Source organism: Massilia sp. HP4 (genome assembly GCF_005222695.1).
Taxonomy (GTDB): Bacteria; Pseudomonadota; Gammaproteobacteria; order Burkholderiales; family Burkholderiaceae_D; genus Telluria.
Map to the genome: position 1 here is coordinate 394,863 of NZ_STGG01000041.1, position 17,728 is coordinate 412,590.

Annotated in this window: 12 protein-coding genes and 2 riboswitches; of the genes, 8 read left to right on the forward strand and 4 right to left on the reverse strand. The window is 68.5% G+C overall.

The window, feature by feature from the left end; genetic code table 11:
* Positions 1 to 61 precede the first annotated feature (61 nt).
* From smc to E8M83_RS15735, 3 genes are all read right to left on the reverse strand, one after another.
* On the reverse strand, positions 62 to 3,571 hold the full coding sequence (gene smc / locus E8M83_RS15725; RefSeq protein ID WP_137174261.1) for a chromosome segregation protein SMC: 3,510 nt from the start codon (positions 3,569 to 3,571) through the stop codon (positions 62 to 64).
* An 89-nt stretch (positions 3,572 to 3,660) separates the two neighbouring features.
* Complete coding sequence (locus E8M83_RS15730; RefSeq protein ID WP_137174262.1) at positions 3,661 to 5,988, reverse strand: DUF1631 family protein; 2,328 nt, start codon at positions 5,986 to 5,988, stop codon at positions 3,661 to 3,663.
* A gap of 123 nt (positions 5,989 to 6,111) precedes the next feature.
* Positions 6,112 to 6,672 (reverse strand): ATP-dependent Clp protease proteolytic subunit, encoded by a 561-nt coding sequence (locus E8M83_RS15735; RefSeq protein WP_137174263.1) that lies wholly within the window; start codon positions 6,670 to 6,672, stop codon positions 6,112 to 6,114.
* A gap of 419 nt (positions 6,673 to 7,091) precedes the next feature.
* A riboswitch (glycine riboswitch) is annotated at positions 7,092 to 7,177 on the forward strand.
* A 17-nt stretch (positions 7,178 to 7,194) separates the two neighbouring features.
* Positions 7,195 to 7,289: riboswitch (glycine riboswitch) on the forward strand.
* Between the two features lie 48 nt (positions 7,290 to 7,337).
* Here E8M83_RS15735 and gcvT point away from each other — a divergent pair.
* The 3 genes from gcvT (at position 7,338) to gcvP (ending at position 11,912) form a co-directional block, all read left to right on the forward strand.
* Positions 7,338 to 8,456: a glycine cleavage system aminomethyltransferase GcvT gene (gene gcvT, locus E8M83_RS15740; RefSeq protein WP_137174264.1), complete on the forward strand. Its 1,119-nt coding sequence runs from the start codon at positions 7,338 to 7,340 to the stop codon at positions 8,454 to 8,456.
* 59 nt (positions 8,457 to 8,515) lie between these two features.
* Positions 8,516 to 8,896 (forward strand): glycine cleavage system protein GcvH, encoded by a 381-nt coding sequence (gcvH, locus tag E8M83_RS15745; protein ID WP_137174265.1) that lies wholly within the window; start codon positions 8,516 to 8,518, stop codon positions 8,894 to 8,896.
* A 133-nt stretch (positions 8,897 to 9,029) separates the two neighbouring features.
* A complete protein-coding gene (gene gcvP, locus E8M83_RS15750) occupies positions 9,030 to 11,912 on the forward strand; it encodes an aminomethyl-transferring glycine dehydrogenase (RefSeq protein WP_137174266.1) in 2,883 nt (960 codons plus the stop codon).
* A 25-nt stretch (positions 11,913 to 11,937) separates the two neighbouring features.
* On the opposite strand, the gene E8M83_RS15755 is transcribed toward gcvP, so the two are convergent.
* Entirely contained in the window at positions 11,938 to 13,281 is a 1,344-nt protein-coding gene (locus tag E8M83_RS15755) for an MCP four helix bundle domain-containing protein (RefSeq protein ID WP_229491551.1), read from the reverse strand.
* Positions 13,282 to 13,479: 198 nt separating this feature from the next.
* Here E8M83_RS15755 and E8M83_RS15760 point away from each other — a divergent pair, with 198 nt between their 5' ends.
* The 5 genes from E8M83_RS15760 (at position 13,480) to E8M83_RS15775 (ending at position 17,654) form a co-directional block, all read left to right on the forward strand.
* The gene (locus E8M83_RS15760; protein WP_137174267.1) at positions 13,480 to 14,064 is read left to right on the forward strand and encodes a hypothetical protein; all 585 of its coding nucleotides are present in this window, start codon (positions 13,480 to 13,482) and stop codon (positions 14,062 to 14,064) included.
* Complete coding sequence (locus E8M83_RS26300) at positions 14,015 to 14,866, forward strand: hypothetical protein (RefSeq protein ID WP_229491552.1); 852 nt, start codon at positions 14,015 to 14,017, stop codon at positions 14,864 to 14,866. The genes E8M83_RS15760 and E8M83_RS26300 overlap by 50 nt, the downstream gene beginning before the upstream one ends.
* A gap of 107 nt (positions 14,867 to 14,973) precedes the next feature.
* Entirely contained in the window at positions 14,974 to 15,978 is a 1,005-nt protein-coding gene (locus E8M83_RS15765) for a triple tyrosine motif-containing protein (RefSeq protein WP_229491562.1), read from the forward strand.
* A 10-nt stretch (positions 15,979 to 15,988) separates the two neighbouring features.
* Complete coding sequence (locus E8M83_RS15770) at positions 15,989 to 16,633, forward strand: porin family protein (protein WP_137174269.1); 645 nt, start codon at positions 15,989 to 15,991, stop codon at positions 16,631 to 16,633.
* A 40-nt stretch (positions 16,634 to 16,673) separates the two neighbouring features.
* A complete protein-coding gene (locus E8M83_RS15775) occupies positions 16,674 to 17,654 on the forward strand; it encodes a DUF3108 domain-containing protein (protein WP_137174270.1) in 981 nt (326 codons plus the stop codon).
* Positions 17,655 to 17,728 lie beyond the last annotated feature (74 nt).

Here is a 17,728-nt window from a genome sequence, read left to right on the forward strand (position 1 = left end):
GAGCGGGCCGGATCACGGGTTGGCCAAGTTTAGCACGGCGCTCCGGAACGACCGCGCCCGCTCAGGCGGCGGCCAGGTCGGCGGCCGACTCCATGTCCACCGCGACGATCCGCGACACGCCCTGCTCCTGCATCGTCACGCCGATCAGCTGGCTGGCCATCTCCATCGCGATCTTGTTATGCGAGATGAACAGGAACTGGGTATGCTCCGACATGCGCTTGACCATCCGGCAGAAGCGTTCGGTGTTGGCGTCGTCCAGCGGCGCATCGACTTCGTCGAGCAGGCAGAATGGCGCCGGGTTCAGGCGGAACATCGAGAACACCAGCGCGGTCGCGGTCAGGGCCTTCTCGCCGCCCGACAGCAGGTGGATGGTGGCGTTCTTCTTGCCCGGCGGCTGGGCCATGACCTGCACGCCGGCGTCCAGGATCTCGTCGCCCGTCATCACCAGCCTGGCATTGCCGCCGCCGAACAGGATCGGGAACAGTTCCGAGAAGTGGCCGTTGACGCGGTCGAAGGTGTCGGCAAGCAGGTCGCGCGTCTCGCGGTCGATGCGGCCGATCGCGTCTTCCAGCGTGGTAATCGCTTCGTTCAGGTCGGCGTTCTGCGAATCCAGGAAGCGCTTGCGCTCGGTGGCCTGGGCCAGCTCGTCGACCGCCGCCAGGTTGACCGCGCCCAGGCCGTTGATGGCGTTGGTCAGCCGGGTGACTTCGCCCTGCAGGTACTGCGGCTTGAGCTCGGGGTCGAGTTTTTCGGACAGCGCCGCCTCGTCGGCCCCGGTGGCGGCCAGCGCCTCGGCGAACTGCTCCTGGTTCAGGCGCGCGGCCTGCTCCTTGAGCTGCATCTCGGTGATGCGGTCGCGCTGCGGCTGCAGGCTGCGTTCGGACCCCATGCGCGCTTCTTCGGCCGCGCGCAGCTGCTGGGCGACCTGGTCCAGCTCGTGGCGGGCGTCGGACAGCGCCACTTCTTGCATCGTGCGGCGTTCGAGCAGCTCTTGCAAGCCTTCGTGGGCGGTGCCGCTTTCCAACGCTTCCTGCTCCAGGCGCGCCTGCGCCAGGCTGGCGCCGACCTGTTCGGCCTGCGTCGCCGCGGTCGCCATCGTGCGGCGCAACTCTTCGATGCGGCTGCGCTGGGCGCGCTCGGCGAACTGGGCTTCCTGCGCGCCGCGTTCCAGCTCGCGCAAGTGGTCGCGGGCTCGCGCCAGCGCCTGTTCGCGCTCCAGGAAAGCGGTCTGGCCATCCTCGTGCGCTTCCTGCAGCTCTGCCAGCTTTAGGTCGAGCTGTTCGAATTCGTGCTCGCTCTCGGCCTGGGCCTGGCGCTGCTCGGCTTCCTGGGCCGCGATCTCGGACAGGTCGGCCCCGATCTGGCTGCTGCGCTGGTTGAAGCGGGCCTCGATCTCGCTTTGCTTGAGCACCTCGATCTGCAGCGCGTGTACTTCGCGCTGCAGCGTGCCGACCTTGGCGCGCGCATCCTGCAGCCGGCGTGCGAGATCGGTGACGGCGGCGTCGGCGCGGGTGGCGCGAGTGCGCGCTTCGTCGGCCAGCAAGGCCTGGGCCTTGAGCTGCCTGGCCGTGTTCTCGATGTCGTGCTGGCGCGCCAGCATGCCGTCCTGCTCGGCGTCGGGCGCATGGAAGCGCACACTGGAACGGGTGACTAAATGGCCCTCGCGCGTCACCAGGGCCGCGCCCTGCGGCAGGCGCGCGCGCTCGGCGAAGGCCTCGGCCGCGTTGGCGGCGACATAGACGCCGTGCAGCCAGTCTTCGAGCACGCCGCGGATGCCGGCATCGTTCACGCGCAGCAGGCTGGAGAAGGGTTTCAGTCCATCGGGCGACGGCGGGTGCGCGCCCGGCTGCGGCGCGTACAGCGCCAGGCGGGCCGGCGGCGCATCGTTCACGAAGGCCTTGGCCCAGTCGATATTCGACACTTCGAGCGCACCGGAGCGCTCGCGCAGCACAGCCTCCAGGGCGGTCTCCCAGCCCTCTTCGACGTCGAGCTTTTGCCACAGGCGCGGCAGGCCGGCCAGCTCGTGCTTTTCCAGCCAGGGCTGGACCTTGCCCTGGGTTTGCACCCGATCCTGCATCTGGCGCAGCGCGGCCAGACGTGCTTCCAGCTGGGCGTTGGCGGCGCTCTCGCGCTGAACCTGCGCGTGCGCATCCTTGCGCTCCGTCTCGACTTCTTCCTGGCGGCCCGTCGCGTCCTCGAGCAGCATGGATTGTTCTTCGAGCAGCAGCTGCTTTTCTTCCAGCTGCAGGCGCAGATTGTCCAGGGTGGCGCTGTCGGGCAGGTTCAGGCCGTTCCTCTCCTGTTGCAGGCGCTCGCGGCGCGCTGCGAGATTGGTCAGGATGCCGGCCGCGTTGCGGCCATGGGCCGAGGCCAGCTCGATGCGCTGCTGGACCTGCATGATGCGGGCGCGCGAGGCGCTCGACTGTTCCTGGCCGGCGCGCCAGGCTGCTTCGAGCTCGGGCAGGCGCTCGTTGTGGACCTCGACCGCGATCTGGGCGCCTTCGGCGCGCGCGGCCAGTTCCTCGAGCTGCATCTCGGCTTCTTCCTGGCCCTCGCGATGTTGCTGCTCCTGCGCCAGCCATTGATCGCGCTGCGCCGCCAGGGTGGCGATCTGGTTTTGCAGGCGGGTACGCGACTCGACCACGAACTTGATCTGCGCCTCCAGGCTGCCGATCTCGGAATTGATCTGGTATAGAAAGCCCTGCGCCGTGTGCAGGCGGTCGCCGGCGGCGAAGTGGGCCTGGCGCAGGTGTTCGAGGTCGACCTCGACGCTGCGCAGCTTGGCCGTTTGCGCCTCGAGGCTGGTCTGGGCTTCTTCCATCTCGCGGAAAAATTTGACCTGCTCGGCCCTGGCCTCGTTCTTGCGCATCAGCCACAGCAGCTTCTGCTTTTCTTCCTGGTCGGCCTGCAGCTGGCGGAAGCGGTTCGCCACCGCGGCCTGGGCTTCGAGCTTGTCGAGGTTGGCGTTCAGCTCGCGCAGGATGTCCTCGACCCGCAGCAGGTTTTCGCGCGTGTCGGACAGGCGATTCTCGGTCTCGCGGCGACGCTCCTTGTACTTCGAGACGCCGGCCGCTTCTTCCAGGAAGACGCGCAGCTCTTCCGGGCGCGATTCGATAATGCGCGAGATCATGCCCTGGCCGATGATGGCGTAGGCGCGCGGACCGAGGCCGGTGCCGAGGAAGATGTCCTGGATGTCGCGCCGGCGCACCGGCTGGCCGTTGATGTAATAGGTCGAGGTGCCGTCGCGCGTGAGGGTGCGCTTGACCGCGATCTCGGCATACTGGCCCCACTGGCCGGCGGCCTTGCCGGCGCTGTTGTCGAACACCAGCTCGACCGAGGAGCGCCCGGCGGGTTTGCGGTGGGTGGAGCCGTTGAAGATCACGTCCTGCATCGACTCGCCGCGCAGCTCGGAGGCCTTCGATTCGCCCAGCACCCAGCGCACGGCGTCGATGATATTCGATTTGCCGCAGCCGTTGGGGCCGACCACGCCGACCAGCTGACCCGGCACCTGGAAATTGGTGGGATCGACGAACGACTTAAATCCCGACAATTTGATGGAAGAGAGGCGCACGTGCGTCGGCTATCGCTGTAGAGGTAAAGCGCCCATCATACCATTGCCGGCATGGGATGAAAAAGCGCCGGGGGCGGCCCCGCCCTGCCTCATGCGCTGCGGGCGCCGTCCGCCGCCAGGGTGGCGTCGTTGACCGCGCCCGGCCCGACCGCCGCGCTCAGGATGCGGCCGACCACGCCCTCCGGGGCGACGATCCGGATCGCGCCTTCGCGCAGCAGCTCGGCCAGGCGCTCGGCCGGCAGCGAGAACGCTTCCTGGCGCCCGGCGCCCGAGAAGATGTACAGCGTGCGCAGCGGGCTGACCCAGGCCAGGCGCACCCGGCGCACGATCTGCGCTTCGCTCAATTCGAGCCGCATGCCGCGCTCCAGGCCGGCCAGCACGGCGGCGGACGGATCGAGGGCGGCGGCTTGCGCCTCCTCGGCCTGGATTCGCGCCTGCTCGCGCTCTTCTTCCTGTTCCTGCGCCACCCGGCGCAGGGCATCCTGCTGGGCCGCCTCGAGCGCCAGTTCGAGCTGGCGCTCGGGCGACAGCTCGATCGGCGCGCGCACGATCGAGGCGTGGCACTCGGCCAGCTCGGCGAAGAACTGCAGGCGCTCGGCATCCTGCCAGCGGGTGGCGTCGAGCCAGTTATTCAGGCTCGCCAGCAGCGCCGGCAGGCGCCCGATCAGGGCCTTTCTCTGCTCCTGGGTGACCTTTGGCTTGACGCTCCAGATCAGGTCTTCCATTGTGCGGGTGGCGCTGTCGACGGCGCCGGGACGGCTGTCCTCGATGGTGTAGGCCAGCGCCAGCGCGGCGGTCCAGCGCCCCTCCAGGAAGCCCGACACGGCCGGGATCACCTGTTCGCCGGCCAGCCGCAAGGCCACCGCCCGCCGGGCCGAGCGCTCGGCGGCAGCGCGCTTCTCGCGCCGCGTGGCCTGGGCGATCGGCGCCGCCAGCGCGGCCTGTTCCTGGCTTTCGCGCGCGGCCAGGCCGGCCTCGAGTTCGGCCAGGGCGGCGCCGAATTCGGGGTCGGGCTGGTCGCGCACGCGCTCGACGCTGCTGCGCATGGCGCGGTAGACCGGGTCGTCCTCGCCCTGAGGCTGCTCCCAGCCGGCCTGCGACAGCAGGTCGAGCAGGCGCCGCGCCGGGTGCGCCTCCTGGTAGAAGAAGCTGCGGTCGCGCAGCGCGGTGCGCAGCACCGGCAGCTGCAGGTGGCCGATCAGTTCGCGCGTTTCGGGCGCGACGCCGTCGTCCTGCAGCACGCTGCCGAACACCCGCGACAACAGGTCGAGCGTGGTTTCGTCGCCGCGCGACAGGGCGCCCTGCGGCAGGCTGGCGCGCAGCTGCGGCAGGTGGAATACGCCGGGTGGCGCATTTGTGCCGGCGCCTGTACCGGCACCGGCGGCGGCCTGGCGGGCCAGCAGGTCGAGCAACGGCAGTGCTGCGGGCATCGCTGCTGCGCCACCTGCGATATAGGCCGGTCCGGGAAGTCCGAGCTGCGGCATTGCGCCTTGCTGGACGAAGCCGGCGGCGGGTTGCGTGCTGGAGGCCGCGGACGCTGGCGCCGGATTGGTCGCGTCCGGCGGCCCCACCGCGAAGCCGGACGCCCCACTTGGACGCCAGCCGCCGCTGCCTTGCGGCAGGTTCGGGATGTCCGGCACCGCCAGCGCCGGGTCGAACAGGTGGCGCAGCTGCTGGGCCAGCGCGGCTTCGCGCCGGGCGCGTTCGGCCTGGCGCGCGGCGCGGTCGTCGGTCTTGCTGAAACGGGTGTCGCCACCGGGGCCCTTGCGCGCCTTGAGCGCCTCGACCAGGGCCTCGTACAAGGGCGCCAGGTCGAACATCAGGCCGGGACGCAGCAGCGGAACCACCAGGCCGTGGGCCTCGGGATCGGGCTCGAACTGGCGCCAGGCCGCGTGCACGGCAGCGAGGAAGACGTCGGGACGGAAGGGATTGTGGGCGGCGCGCACCAGGTCGCGCCCGAGCAGCAGGCCGAGGCGCACGCCGAGCGTGGCCAGGCCTTCGGAATGCTGCAGGTCGAAGGGACGGCTGACCGCGCCCAACGCCATCTGCTGGTCGATCTGCTCGAGCGGGACCAGGCTCAGTTCGAGCGGCGCGGCCGGGGCGGCGCCGGGGACATCGTGGGGGAGCAGGCGCGCGATTTCGTGGCGCAGCGCCGCCTCGATCTCGCCGGTGGCGAGGTGGGTGAAGGCGTAGGCGTTATCCTTGAGCAGATTGCCCGATTTGACGCGCCGCATGACGGCGGCGGGCTCGGGACCGGCCGCGGTCAGGTCCAGCAGCGCCGAAACCATGCGCCGCGCCATATCGGCCAGGCCAGGCTCGGCCTGGCTGCGCGCGATATCGACCAGCTCGGCCAGCGCCGCATGCTGGGCAGCGGTGGCCTTGCGCGCGGCGCAAGTCTGGGCGGATGGAGTGGCCATGACGGTTCGGCGAAGTGAGGCAAGGCCCTATTTTGCCACACTCTTACCTATCAGCAATGACCAAACACATCTTGACTGAGTGGCAAGGACGAACGACAGCGACTGCGTTTCCCGTCCCTGTGCTCAGATATTCCGCAGAACCGCCCCTTTGGGTGGCGCGAAGTCGAGCACCTCATGGATCATCTTGGCCGCCTTGGCATCGCGCGCGGTCAGGTGCAGGTCGCCGTACTGGTGCACGCTCCACTGCTCGGGCGCGAGTTCGATCTCCTTGCGCAGGATGGCTTCGGTGCGCGCATCGTCGGCGCGCAGGCCTTCGACGATGATGTTCAGCGCATCCGGCCGCGAGCCGGGCGAGGCGGTCGCATGCGACTTGTGGATCATGAAGCGCGCGGTCTCGCTGGCATAGCGGCGCGACCCGCACAGGTAGAGCACGACCGCGATCGACGCCACCGCCCCGGCGTTATACATCACAAACTTGATCGGCGAGTTGGCCATGAAGTTATACAGGCACAGCCCGTCGCTGACATAACCGCCATTCGACTGCAGCAGCACGTGGGCGGTATCGATCCCCTCCTCCGTCATGCTGACTACCGCCTCGAACATCCGATGCACCATATCGCTGTTGACATCACCCGACAGCGTGTACCAGCCTTCTTTCTCCTGCAACGTTTTTTCTTCGTTCATAGTCTGTTCTCGCCTACAAAGTAAGTGGAACAAGTGTAGCAAATCACGGCAAATACCCCCGATACCCCACCCCAATAGTGCGCAGCAATGCTCCCAGCAATTCCCCAATCAGGGTCAGTGTAGATTTATTGGGCAATTCCCCAAAGTTGTCAAAGAACTCTACTCCGACCCTATTTAATTTTAGGCCGTTTAGCGCTATCAAAATCTCACTTTGATTCTCAGGGTCAAATAGTTTTTTAAATGCACCCTTTTTGTTTCCTCGACGGTTAGAAATCAAATAGGGTCAGTGTAGATTTAATGAGCAATTCCGAAAGTTGTCAAAGAATTTTACTCTGACCTTAATTGTTGGGTTAGGGGTTTTGGGCAATGTTCAGGGGGCTTGTGTGGTTGACAGGGTTGGCGGGGTGGCATATCCTCCGCAGTCTTGATCGGGAGAGCGCAGCGAGGCTGCCGCCGAAGGGGCACTCACCCATAAACTCTCAGGCAAAAGGACCGGTCAAGGGACGGCGGCGCAAGGCGCGGCCGGTCAACTCTGGAGAGCGGCCGCGTTGTGGCCCACCGAAGGGGCAAGCGGCGCCAGCCGCTATCTCTCAGGTACCAAGGACAGAGGGGTCGATAGTGCACGGCGATCGTGCCTTACACCCTATTCTTGTCCTGAGGATTCCATGACGCTCAAAGCGACCCCGCTCAATTCCGCCCACCGCGCACTCGGCGCCAAGATGGTCGACTTCGGCGGCTGGGATATGCCTGTCAATTACGGCTCGCAGATCGAAGAGCACAATGCGGTGCGTGGCGATGCCGGCATGTTCGACGTGTCCCATATGTGCGTCGTCGACGTCAAGGGGGCCAACACCCGCTCTTTCCTTCGTCATCTGCTCGCCAATAACGTCGACAAGCTGCAGGTGCCGGGCAAGGCCCTGTATTCGTGCATGCTCGATCCGGAAGGCGGCGTCATCGACGACCTGATTGTCTATTTCCTGGCCGAGGACTGGTTCCGCATCGTCGTCAATGCCGGCACCGCCGACAAGGACGTGGCCTGGATGAACCAGCAGAACGCCGCCACCAGCAGCGGCCTGGCCATCACCCAGCGCCGCGACGGCAACGAACCGATCGCCCTCATCGCCGTGCAGGGCCCGAACGCCCGCGCCAAGGTGTGGCAGGTGCTGCCGACCACCCAGGCCGCCACCGAACAGCTCAAGCCTTTCAACGCCGCCCTCGTGCCAGACACCGCCTTCGGCGAAGCCATGGTCGCCCGTACCGGCTACACCGGCGAAGACGGCTTCGAGATCGGCGTGCCGGCCACCCAGGCCGAAGCGCTGTGGAACGCCCTGCTCGCCGCCGGCGTCAAGCCTGCCGGCCTCGGCGCGCGCGATACCCTGCGCCTGGAAGCCGGCATGAACCTGTATGGCCAGGACATGGACGAAACGACCAACCCGCTCGACGCCGGCCTGGCCTGGACCGTCGACCTGGTGTCCGAGCGCGACTTCATCGGTAAGGCCGCACTGCGGGCCAAGGGCCAGCAGGCGCAGTTCGTCGGCCTGATCCTGCGCGAAAAAGGCGGCATCCTGCGCGCCCACCAACGCGTCGTCGCCGCATCCGGCAACGAAGGCGAGATCACCAGCGGCACCTTCAGCCCGTCCATGCAGCAGGCGATCGCCCTGGCGCGCGTGCCGATGGACGTCGCCATCGGCGACACCGTGCAGGTCGTCATCCGCGACAAGCACCTGGCCGCCAGCGTCGTCAAGCTGCCGTTCGTGCGCAACGGCAAAGTGCTGGCCGCCTGATCGCCGCTGCGTCATCACAAACACGTATACTGATAACCCCACCCTCTCCAGGAGTTTCCATGAACATCCCTACCGACCTGAAATACACCGAATCCCATGAATGGGTGCGCCGCGAAGAAGACGGCAGCCTGACCGTGGGCATCACCGAGTACGCGCAGGACGCGCTGGGCGACATCGTGTTCGTCGAGCTGCCGCAGGTCGGCAAGGCATTCACCGCAGGCGACGATGCCGCGGTGGTGGAGTCGGTCAAGGCCGCCAGCGACATCTACGCCCCGGTCGCAGGCACCGTCACCGCCGTCAACCAGCCAGTGGCCGACGCGCCGGACTCGATCAACCAGGATGCCTATGGCGCCTGGCTGTTCAAGCTGGCCCCGAGCGACGCCGCCGCCTACGACAAGCTGCTCGACGCCGACGCCTACGGCAAGACCACCGACCACTGATCGTCCCAAAGGTGCGCCCATCTTCGTGCGCGCCCGATGGTGCGCCCAGGGTGGCGCACCAGCTCCCCGAATACCCCATTCTTCATCCGGCCGGCAACGGCGCCAGACTCCTTCCCCAGACTCTTCCTCTATCATGACCCGCTCCAGCCTCACCCAACTTGAAGCACGCGATTCGTTCATCCCGCGCCACATCGGCCCATCCGAATCCGAACAGGCAGCCATGCTGTCGACCCTCGGCTACGCGACCCGCGCCGCCCTGATCGACGCCGTGGTCCCGGCCAATATCCGCCGCAAGGACAAGCTGGACCTGGGCCAGTTCGCCGAGCCGCGTACTGAAGAAGAAGCACTGGCGACCCTCAAAGGCCTGGCGTCGAAGAACAAGGTCCTGAAGTCGCTGATCGGCCAGGGCTACTACGGCACCCACACGCCGAAGGTCATCCTGCGCAACATCTTCGAGAACCCGGCCTGGTACACCGCCTACACACCGTACCAGCCAGAGATTTCGCAAGGCCGCCTGGAAGCCATCCTGAACTTCCAGCAGGCGATCACCGACCTGACCGGCATGGGCATCGCCAACTCGTCGATGCTGGACGAAGGCACCGCTGCCGCCGAAGCGATGACGCTGATCCAGCGCGTCGGCAAGTCGGCCTCGAAGGTGTTCTACGTGGCCGACGACGTGCTGCCGCAGACCCGCGAGATCATCGAGACCCGCGCCGAACCGATCGGCGTCGAAGTGCGCACCATCGCCCCCGCCGACATCGAAAAACTCGAAGAGACCTGCTTCGGCGTGCTGCTGCAATACCCGGGCGTGGACGGCGAAGTGCGCGACTACCGCGCCGCCGTCGAGCACCTGCACGCGGCCGGCGCGATGGTGATCGTGGCCGCCGACCTGCTGGCCCTGACCGTGCTCACCCCGCCCGGCGAATGGGGCGCCGACGTCGTGGTCGGCAACAGCCAGCGCTTCGGCGTGCCGCTCGGTTTCGGCGGCCCGCACGCCGGCTACCTGGCCACCCGCGACGAATTCAAGCGCAGCATGTCGGGCCGCCTGGTCGGCGTCACCGTCGATGCCCAGGGCAACCCGGCCTACCGCCTGGCGCTGCAGACTCGCGAACAGCACATCCGCCGCGAAAAGGCGACCTCGAACATCTGCACCGCGCAAGTGCTGCTGGCCGTGATGGCCGGCATGTACGCGGTCTACCACGGCCCGCAAGGCCTGGCCCGCATCGCGCGCCGCGTGCACCGCCAGGCCACGATCCTGGCCGCCGGCCTGCAGCAGCTGGGCTTCGAGCTGGTCAACCAGACCTGCTTCGACACGATCACCGTGCGCGTCCAGGATGCCGCGACAATCCACCAGCAGGCGACCGCGCGCGGCCTGAACCTGCGCCAGATCGACGCCACCAGCGTCGGCGTCTCGCTCGACGAAACCGTCACCCGCGACGACCTGGCGAACCTGTTCGCCGTGTTCGGCAATGGCAAGACCGTGGACATCGACCAGCTCGACGCCGGCGTCGCCGATGCCTTCCCGGCCGCGCTGGCCCGTAGCAGCACCTACCTGACCCACCCGACCTTCAACCGCTACCACGCCGAGCACGAGATGCTGCGCTACCTGCGCGCACTGGCCGACAAGGACCTGGCGCTGGACCGCACCATGATCCCGCTCGGCTCGTGCACCATGAAGCTGAACGCGACCGCCGAGATGGTGCCGGTCACCTGGCCCGAGTTCTCGAACGTGCATCCGCTGGCGCCGAACGACCAGACCATCGGCTACCGCGAGATGATCGCCCAGCTCGAGGCCATGCTGTGCGCCGCCACCGGCTACGCCGCCATCTCGCTGCAGCCGAATGCCGGCTCGCAGGGCGAGTACGCGGGCCTGCTGGTGATCCAGAAATACCACGCGTCGCGCGGCGAAGGCCACCGCAATGTGTGCCTGATCCCGTCGTCGGCCCACGGCACCAACCCGGCCTCGGCCAGCATGGTCGGCATGAAGGTGGTCGTCACCGCCTGCGACGACAACGGCAACGTCGACCTCGCCGACCTGAAGGCCAAGGCCGAGCAGTACAGCAATGACCTGGCCTGCGTGATGGTCACCTACCCATCGACCCACGGCGTGTTCGAAGAGGGCATCAAGGAACTGTGCGAGATCGTGCACCAGCACGGCGGCCAGGTCTACGTCGACGGCGCCAATATGAACGCGCTGGTCGGCCTGGCCGCGCCGGGCGCCTTCGGCGGCGATGTCAGCCACCTGAACCTGCACAAGACCTTCTGCATCCCGCACGGCGGCGGCGGCCCCGGCGTCGGCCCGATCGGCGTCGGCGCCCACCTGGCGAAATTCCTGCCGAACCAGCTCTCCACCGGCTATGTGCGTGACGAGAATGGCATCGGCGCCGTCAGCGCCGCCGCCTTCGGCTCGGCCTCGATCCTGCCGATCTCGTGGATGTATATCGCGATGATGGGCGCCGAAGGCCTCACCAGCGCGACCGAAGTGGCGATCCTGAACGCCAACTACATCGCGCGCCGCCTGGCCCCGCACTACCCGGTGCTGTACGCCGGCCACGACGGCCTGGTCGCCCACGAGTGCATCATCGACCTGCGTCCGCTGCAGGACAAGACCGGCATTTCCAACGAAGACGTGGCCAAGCGCCTGATGGACTTCGGCTTCCACGCCCCGACCATGAGCTTCCCGGTGCCGGGCACCCTGATGATCGAGCCGACCGAGTCGGAATCGAAGGTCGAGATCGACCGCTTCATCGAGGCGATGATCACCATCCATGCCGAGATCGTCAAGGTCGAGCGCGGCGAGTACGACCGCATGGACAACCCGCTCAAGGGCGCGCCGCACACCGCGGAAGTGGTCACCGCCGACGATTGGCAGCACGGCTACACCCGTGAAGTGGCGGCCTTCCCGGTCGCCGGCCTGCGCAAGAAGAAGTACTGGCCGCCGGTCGGCCGCGCCGACAATGTGTACGGCGACCGCAACCTGTTCTGCGGCTGCGCGCCGATCAGCGATTACGAGTAATCGCCTGGCGCATCGGGGGCGCTGATTATTTGCGGCTCGAGGCGAGCCGCAAGTGCGACCCCTGCTGGCGGCGGCGTTCCCTGGCTTGTCCGCGCCGTTCGCGCGCCGGTTCGCCGGGTACGCCGCCGTCTTCCTTCCGGCCTGCCTCCTGCGCCTGCGCCTGCGGCGCGGGCGGCGCCTCCCCTTCTTCTTCGAGCCTGAACCCGGCCACCGTGCGCGACAGGGTCAGCGCCTGCATCTGCAGGGTACGCGCCGCGCTCGCGGCTTCCTCGACCAGGGTACAGTTCTGGCGCGTCACCTGGTCCATCTGCACGATCGCCTGCCCGACATCGGCCAGGCGATCGGCGCTGCGCGCCTGCTCGGCGCCCTGTTTGACGCCGGCCGCCAGCTCGCGCAGCGCACTCTCGGTGCGGGCCAGGGCGCTGGCGCGGAACACGGCGCGGCTGCCCAGGCTCAGGCTGCCCAGCTTGATGTCGCGCGAGGCGGCGCCGATCAGGCGCGCCGATTCGACGATCGAGCGCAGGGTGTCGTTCAGGTTGCGGATGCCGGCGTCGAGCTGGCGCGAAGTGTCGGCGATCTCGTCGCCGCCGTAGTCATGGTCGAGATGCTGGCGCAGCGTCAGGTCGCCGCTGGCCAGGCCGCTGGCGGCCAGCCCGATGGCGCGGATCTCGCCCAGCAGGATGCGGCGCACGGCAAAGGTGATCGCCAGCGACAGCGCGATCGCCAGCAGCACCACGGCCGGCATCAGCACCGAGATCATCCGGAAGTCGGCTTGGGCGCTGCCGGAAGCTGCGCGCGACAGCGCTTCTTCGAGCGCTCCCAGGTCGGCCAGGCGCTGCGCCACCTGCGCGAACGCGCCCTCGGCCTTCTGCATGGCGTTGGCGCCGATCGAGCCATCCAGCGGCGCCAGCTCGATCACTTCCCGCACCGCCTCGGCGTAGCGCCGCTGCGCCGCCATCGCCTGCTCCACATGGCGGTCCTCGGCCTCGGTCAGGGTCACCTGGCCCAGGGCCTCGAGGCCGGATTCGATGCGGCGGTGCTGGAGCAGGATGTCCTGGCGCAGCGGCTCGGTGCGCGCCACCGGGAAGCTGCCGCCCATCCAGCTCAGCAGCCGGTAGATGTCGGCATGCGCCTTCTGCGTCTGCGCCGCCAGGCTGCTGGCGGCGCGCATGCTGGCCGCGCGCTGGCCGACGATCGATTCGAGCGAGGCGTTCTGGCGCACCATCGCGTAATACGCCACCCACGACAGCAGTAGCAGCAGGACCAGCACGGCGCCGGGGGCCAGCAGCAGCTTGGGACCAAGTTTCAGTCGGGACAGCAGGCGGGCCAGCATGCTCAGGCCCGCTTGCGTGGAGGGGAAACAGGGCATGGCGTCCTCACTGGTCTGGAGCGCAAGTATTTCTGCGGTGCATTCCGCAATGTACGCCGCTCCCCGGCGTTCCCACTTGTCGCGGCGCAAGGCCCAGCCGGTGGCGGCCCTGTGACCAACACTTGCGTTTTAATGATTCTTATTTATCATTGAGAAAAATCAATATAAAACTATAGGTAATCCCAACGGAAAAACTGCATGATCACGTATCGGGCATGCCTCGCCTCGTGGCTGCCTGGTGCCGGCTGCTGCCTGGCAGCGGCGAACGAGCGGCCGGCGATCGACACCGGCGTCCTGCCGCCATGGAGCGGCGCCCTGCTCCGTTCGGCCTGGAAACGCGATGATGGCGCTCCTTCGTCCGCCTACGAGATGGCGCAGGATGGCAACGGAATGCTCTGGCTGGCCGCGGGCGACGGGCTGTACACCTTCGACGGCGCCCGCTTCGTGCGCCACCAGCAGGTATACGGCCCCCCCCTGCAGTCGCCGGTCATCATTTCGGTGGCGGCATATGGAGAGACCATCTGGGTCGCCTATCAGTTCGGCGGCATCAGCCGGTTCGATCGCGGTGCGGTACGCCACTACCTGCCGGGCGTGGATGCGCCCACCGGATCGGCGCAACGGCTGGTGCGCATGCCCGATGGAACGATGTGGGCCACGAGCAGCGGCGGCCTGCACCGCCTGGACCGGGACTGCTGGCGTCCGGTCCAGGCGCAGGAAGGACTGCCGCCCGGCTTTGTCCCTGGGCAGGCTGGTGCGCCAGTTCGATCGAGCAAGCGGCTTTAGCAGCACCACCTTCTCGCATATCCTGACCGATCGCGAAGGCAATGGCTGGTTTTCGACATCGGCCGGCGTCGACGCCACGCTGTGGTGCGTGCGCGATGACGCCACCCGCAGCTGGCCGCTGCCGCCTGCGCTCGCCGGCAACAATGTGCAATCGATGACGACCGACGCCAGCGGCAAACTCTGGCTGTCGGTGATTCGCAGCGGAGTGCATACCTTCGACGACGGCGTCTGGCGCGTCGGCGACGGCGATGCCGAGCTTGCCGGGCCGACCGCGATCGTCCTCGCCAGCGATCGCCAGGGACGCATCTGGCTGGGCTATCCCCGCAACCGCATCGCGCTGCTGGACCAGGGATCCCTGCGCCATCTCGGCCCCGAGGATGGCCTGGACATCGGCAACACGCTGTCCATCGTCGCCGGTCGCGACCGCGTCTGGCTGGGCGGCGACCGCGGCCTGGCCTGGTTCGACGGCCGGCGCGTCCACCCATGCGAGAACGGGGCGGCACCGGCTTTCGCGGGGTATCCGGCATCGTGGAACGCGCCAACGGCGAACTATGGCTGCACGACACGGGCGGCCTGGCGCGCATCGAGTCGGCCGCCCTGGAACGGGCGGGTGCAGGCGGCGCTGTGGCGGCCGAGCGTTTCGACCACCTCGACGGCCACCGCGGCATGGCGGCCCAGCTGCAGCCGCTGCCGTCGCTGGTCCAGGCCGACGACGGCCGCATCTGGTACGCCACCTCGACCAGCATCGGCCACATCGATCCGGACGCAATCGCGCGCAACCGGCGGCCGCCAACGGTGCTGATCGAGGCGCTCCGGACCGACCGCCGCCACTACCTGCCGGGGACCGAGCACATCCTGCCGCCGGGCAAGCGCAGGCTGGAAATCGACTACACCGCCACCGCCCTGTCGATGCCGGAGCGGGTACGGTTCCGCTATCGTCTCATCGGCCAGGACGGGGGCTGGCGCGACGCCGACACCCAGCGCCAGGCCGTGTACACGAACCTGGCGCCAGGCGCCTACAGCTTCGAGGTGCTGGCCGCCAACGAGGACGGCGTCTGGAGCCCGCAGCCGGCGCGCGCCGCCTTTCGCATCGAGCCCGCCTTCACCCAGACGGTTGGGTTCAGGCTGGCCTGCGCCGTCGCGGTGCTGGCGGCGGCCTGGCTGCTGCACCACTGGCGCCTGCGGCGGGTGGCGGCGCGCCTGCGCGAGCACCTGACGGTGCGCATGCTCGAACGCCAGCGCATCGCCCGCACCTTGCACGACACCTTCCTGCAAAGCGTGCAGGCGCTGGTGCTGCGCATGCACGCGCTGATGGGCAAGCTGCCCTCCGATAGCGGCGTGCGGGCCGACGCCGAGAACGTGCTGGCGCGCGCCGAGGATGTCATCGACGAAGGCCGGCAACGGGTGCGTCAACTGCGCGTACCGGGCGTGCGCCACGGCTGCCTGCTGCAGGCGCTGGAAGAAGCCGGCCTGGCCCTGGCCGGGTCTGGCGCGGTACGCTTCGAACGGCAGCTCACGGGCAAGGCGCGCGAGCTCGATCCCGAGACCGAGGACGAACTGTTCACCATCGGCCGCGAGGCGCTGTCCAATGCCTTCCACCATGCGCAGGCGACCCGGGTCACGCTGGCCCTCGACTACGGCGCCGAGCGCCTGCGCCTGGCGGTCAGCGACGACGGTCACGGCATCGCGCCGGACATCCTGGCCAGCGGCGCGCGCGGGGCACTGGGGCTTGCCGGGCATGCGCGAGCGGGCCCGCCTGGCCGGCGGCGAGCTCGAGATCGACAGCACAGCGGCCGGCACCACCGTCAGCATATGCATACCGGTAACAACTGCTTACCAGGGAATGCGCCATGCATGAGCGGCGCACGCCATATAGGGTATCCTTGGCAAGGCCAACCTCAAGATCGATCCTGAAAGTACCGACATGAAACCACCTGCCCTTGCCCTCGCGGCAATCGCTTTCGCCGGCGCGCCGGCCCCGGCGCAACCCGTCGAGCCGGCCGCGCCAGGCGCGCCGGTGGAGCTGGCCGACACCCGTCCTCGCACCGTCTTTTCGGCGCCCCGCGATCCCGGCGTCCAGACCTTCCCCCGGGTGTATGGCGGGAACCTGAATGCGAACCCCAACGACCGCCTGTTCGGCGGCCTGTTCAAGACCGACCCCAGGCTGCTGATGGGCGTGTCGGTGAGTCCGACGCTGGCCTTCGAGGCCGGCTATGTCAACCTGCTCGACCAGGGCTTCCGGCCGGTGAACGAGCGCGATCCCGAAGACACCACGGGCGCGATCGGCCTGCGCGGCTTTAATATGCATGTCGCCGCCAAGGTCACGCAGCCGCTCGGCGAACGCCTGTCGGCCTACGGCAAGCTGGGCGTGGCGCACAGCCAGAACCGCCGCGGCCTGGCCCAGGGCGTCGATACGGGCCTCTACACCGGCGTCGGCGCACGCTACAAGGCAAGCGAGCGGCTCACGATCGACGGCGGCTTCGAAAACCACGGCCACGCCGCCCAACGCTTCGACAACGCCACCAATTCGAGCAGCAGGATCAAGGCCAACCTGAACCTCGGCTTCTGAACGGCCCCGCCGTGCCCGGGCGCGCGCTACACTAGCGCCCATGAGATTTTCCGTTTTCGTGGCGCCCCATGCCCGCCTGCTGGGCATCGGCCTGCTGTCGCTGCTGCTGCACCTGGCGGCGCTGGCCTGGCTCGACTTGCCCAAGCAGCCCGGTGCCGCCGCATTGGACGCCACGCCGCTCGCGGTGCGCATCGCGCGCACCGAGGCCAGGACCACGGCGCCTGCCCCCATGCCCGCACCCGCGGCGCGTCCGGTCACCGACAACGCACCCGCGCCGGCCCTGGCCCCGGCCGACGAGCCGGCCGCGCCGCAGGCGCCGGCGCCGGCACTGCCCCCGCTCCAGGCCAGCGAACCGGGCGACGTGCTGCCGGGCGCGATGCCCGGCCAGTTCCGCGTTTCGCCCGCCCCGCCGGCGCGCATCGACTACCGCCTGGCCGACGGCGGCAGCGCGCGCCTGGCCTGGCTTACGGATGGCAGCAGTTATCGGATCGAGGTTGACGGCATCCTGGGGCAACTGGACAGCGAGGGCGGCCTGGACGACGGCGGCCTGGCGCCGCTGCGCGCCGGCGAGCCGGCCGGCCCGGGCCGCGCCACGACCGAGTTCGACCGCGAGCGCGGCGTGATCGTCTCGCACCTCGGCGCGCGCCGCGCCCAGCTGGCGGGCGGCGCCCAGGACCGCGCCTCGCTGCTGCTGCAGCTGGCCGGCATGGGGCGCGCCAATCCCGACCAGTTGCGCGGCGTGCTGACGTTCTGGATCGGCGCCGCCGGCGGCGCGCGCCAGGAGCGTTATGAGGCGATGGGGATGGAAACGCTGGACACCGGGATCGGCGCGCTGGAGGCGCTGCACCTGGCGCAACTGGCGCCAACTGGGGCGCCGCGGCTGGAAATCTGGCTGGCGCCGGGCCAGGACTGGCTGCCGGTCCAGCTGCGCCTGACCATGCCGGACGGCGCGGTGCGCACCCAGACCCTGGCCGCGCTCGAGATCGAGCCGGCGGCCGGGCCTCGGAGCCTATCCCGGTAGGTGGGGGGAAGCTCATGGTGACATGCGCGTAGGTGATGCATGGCGGGCGTGGGCAAGGCGCGAGGAGGCCGCAT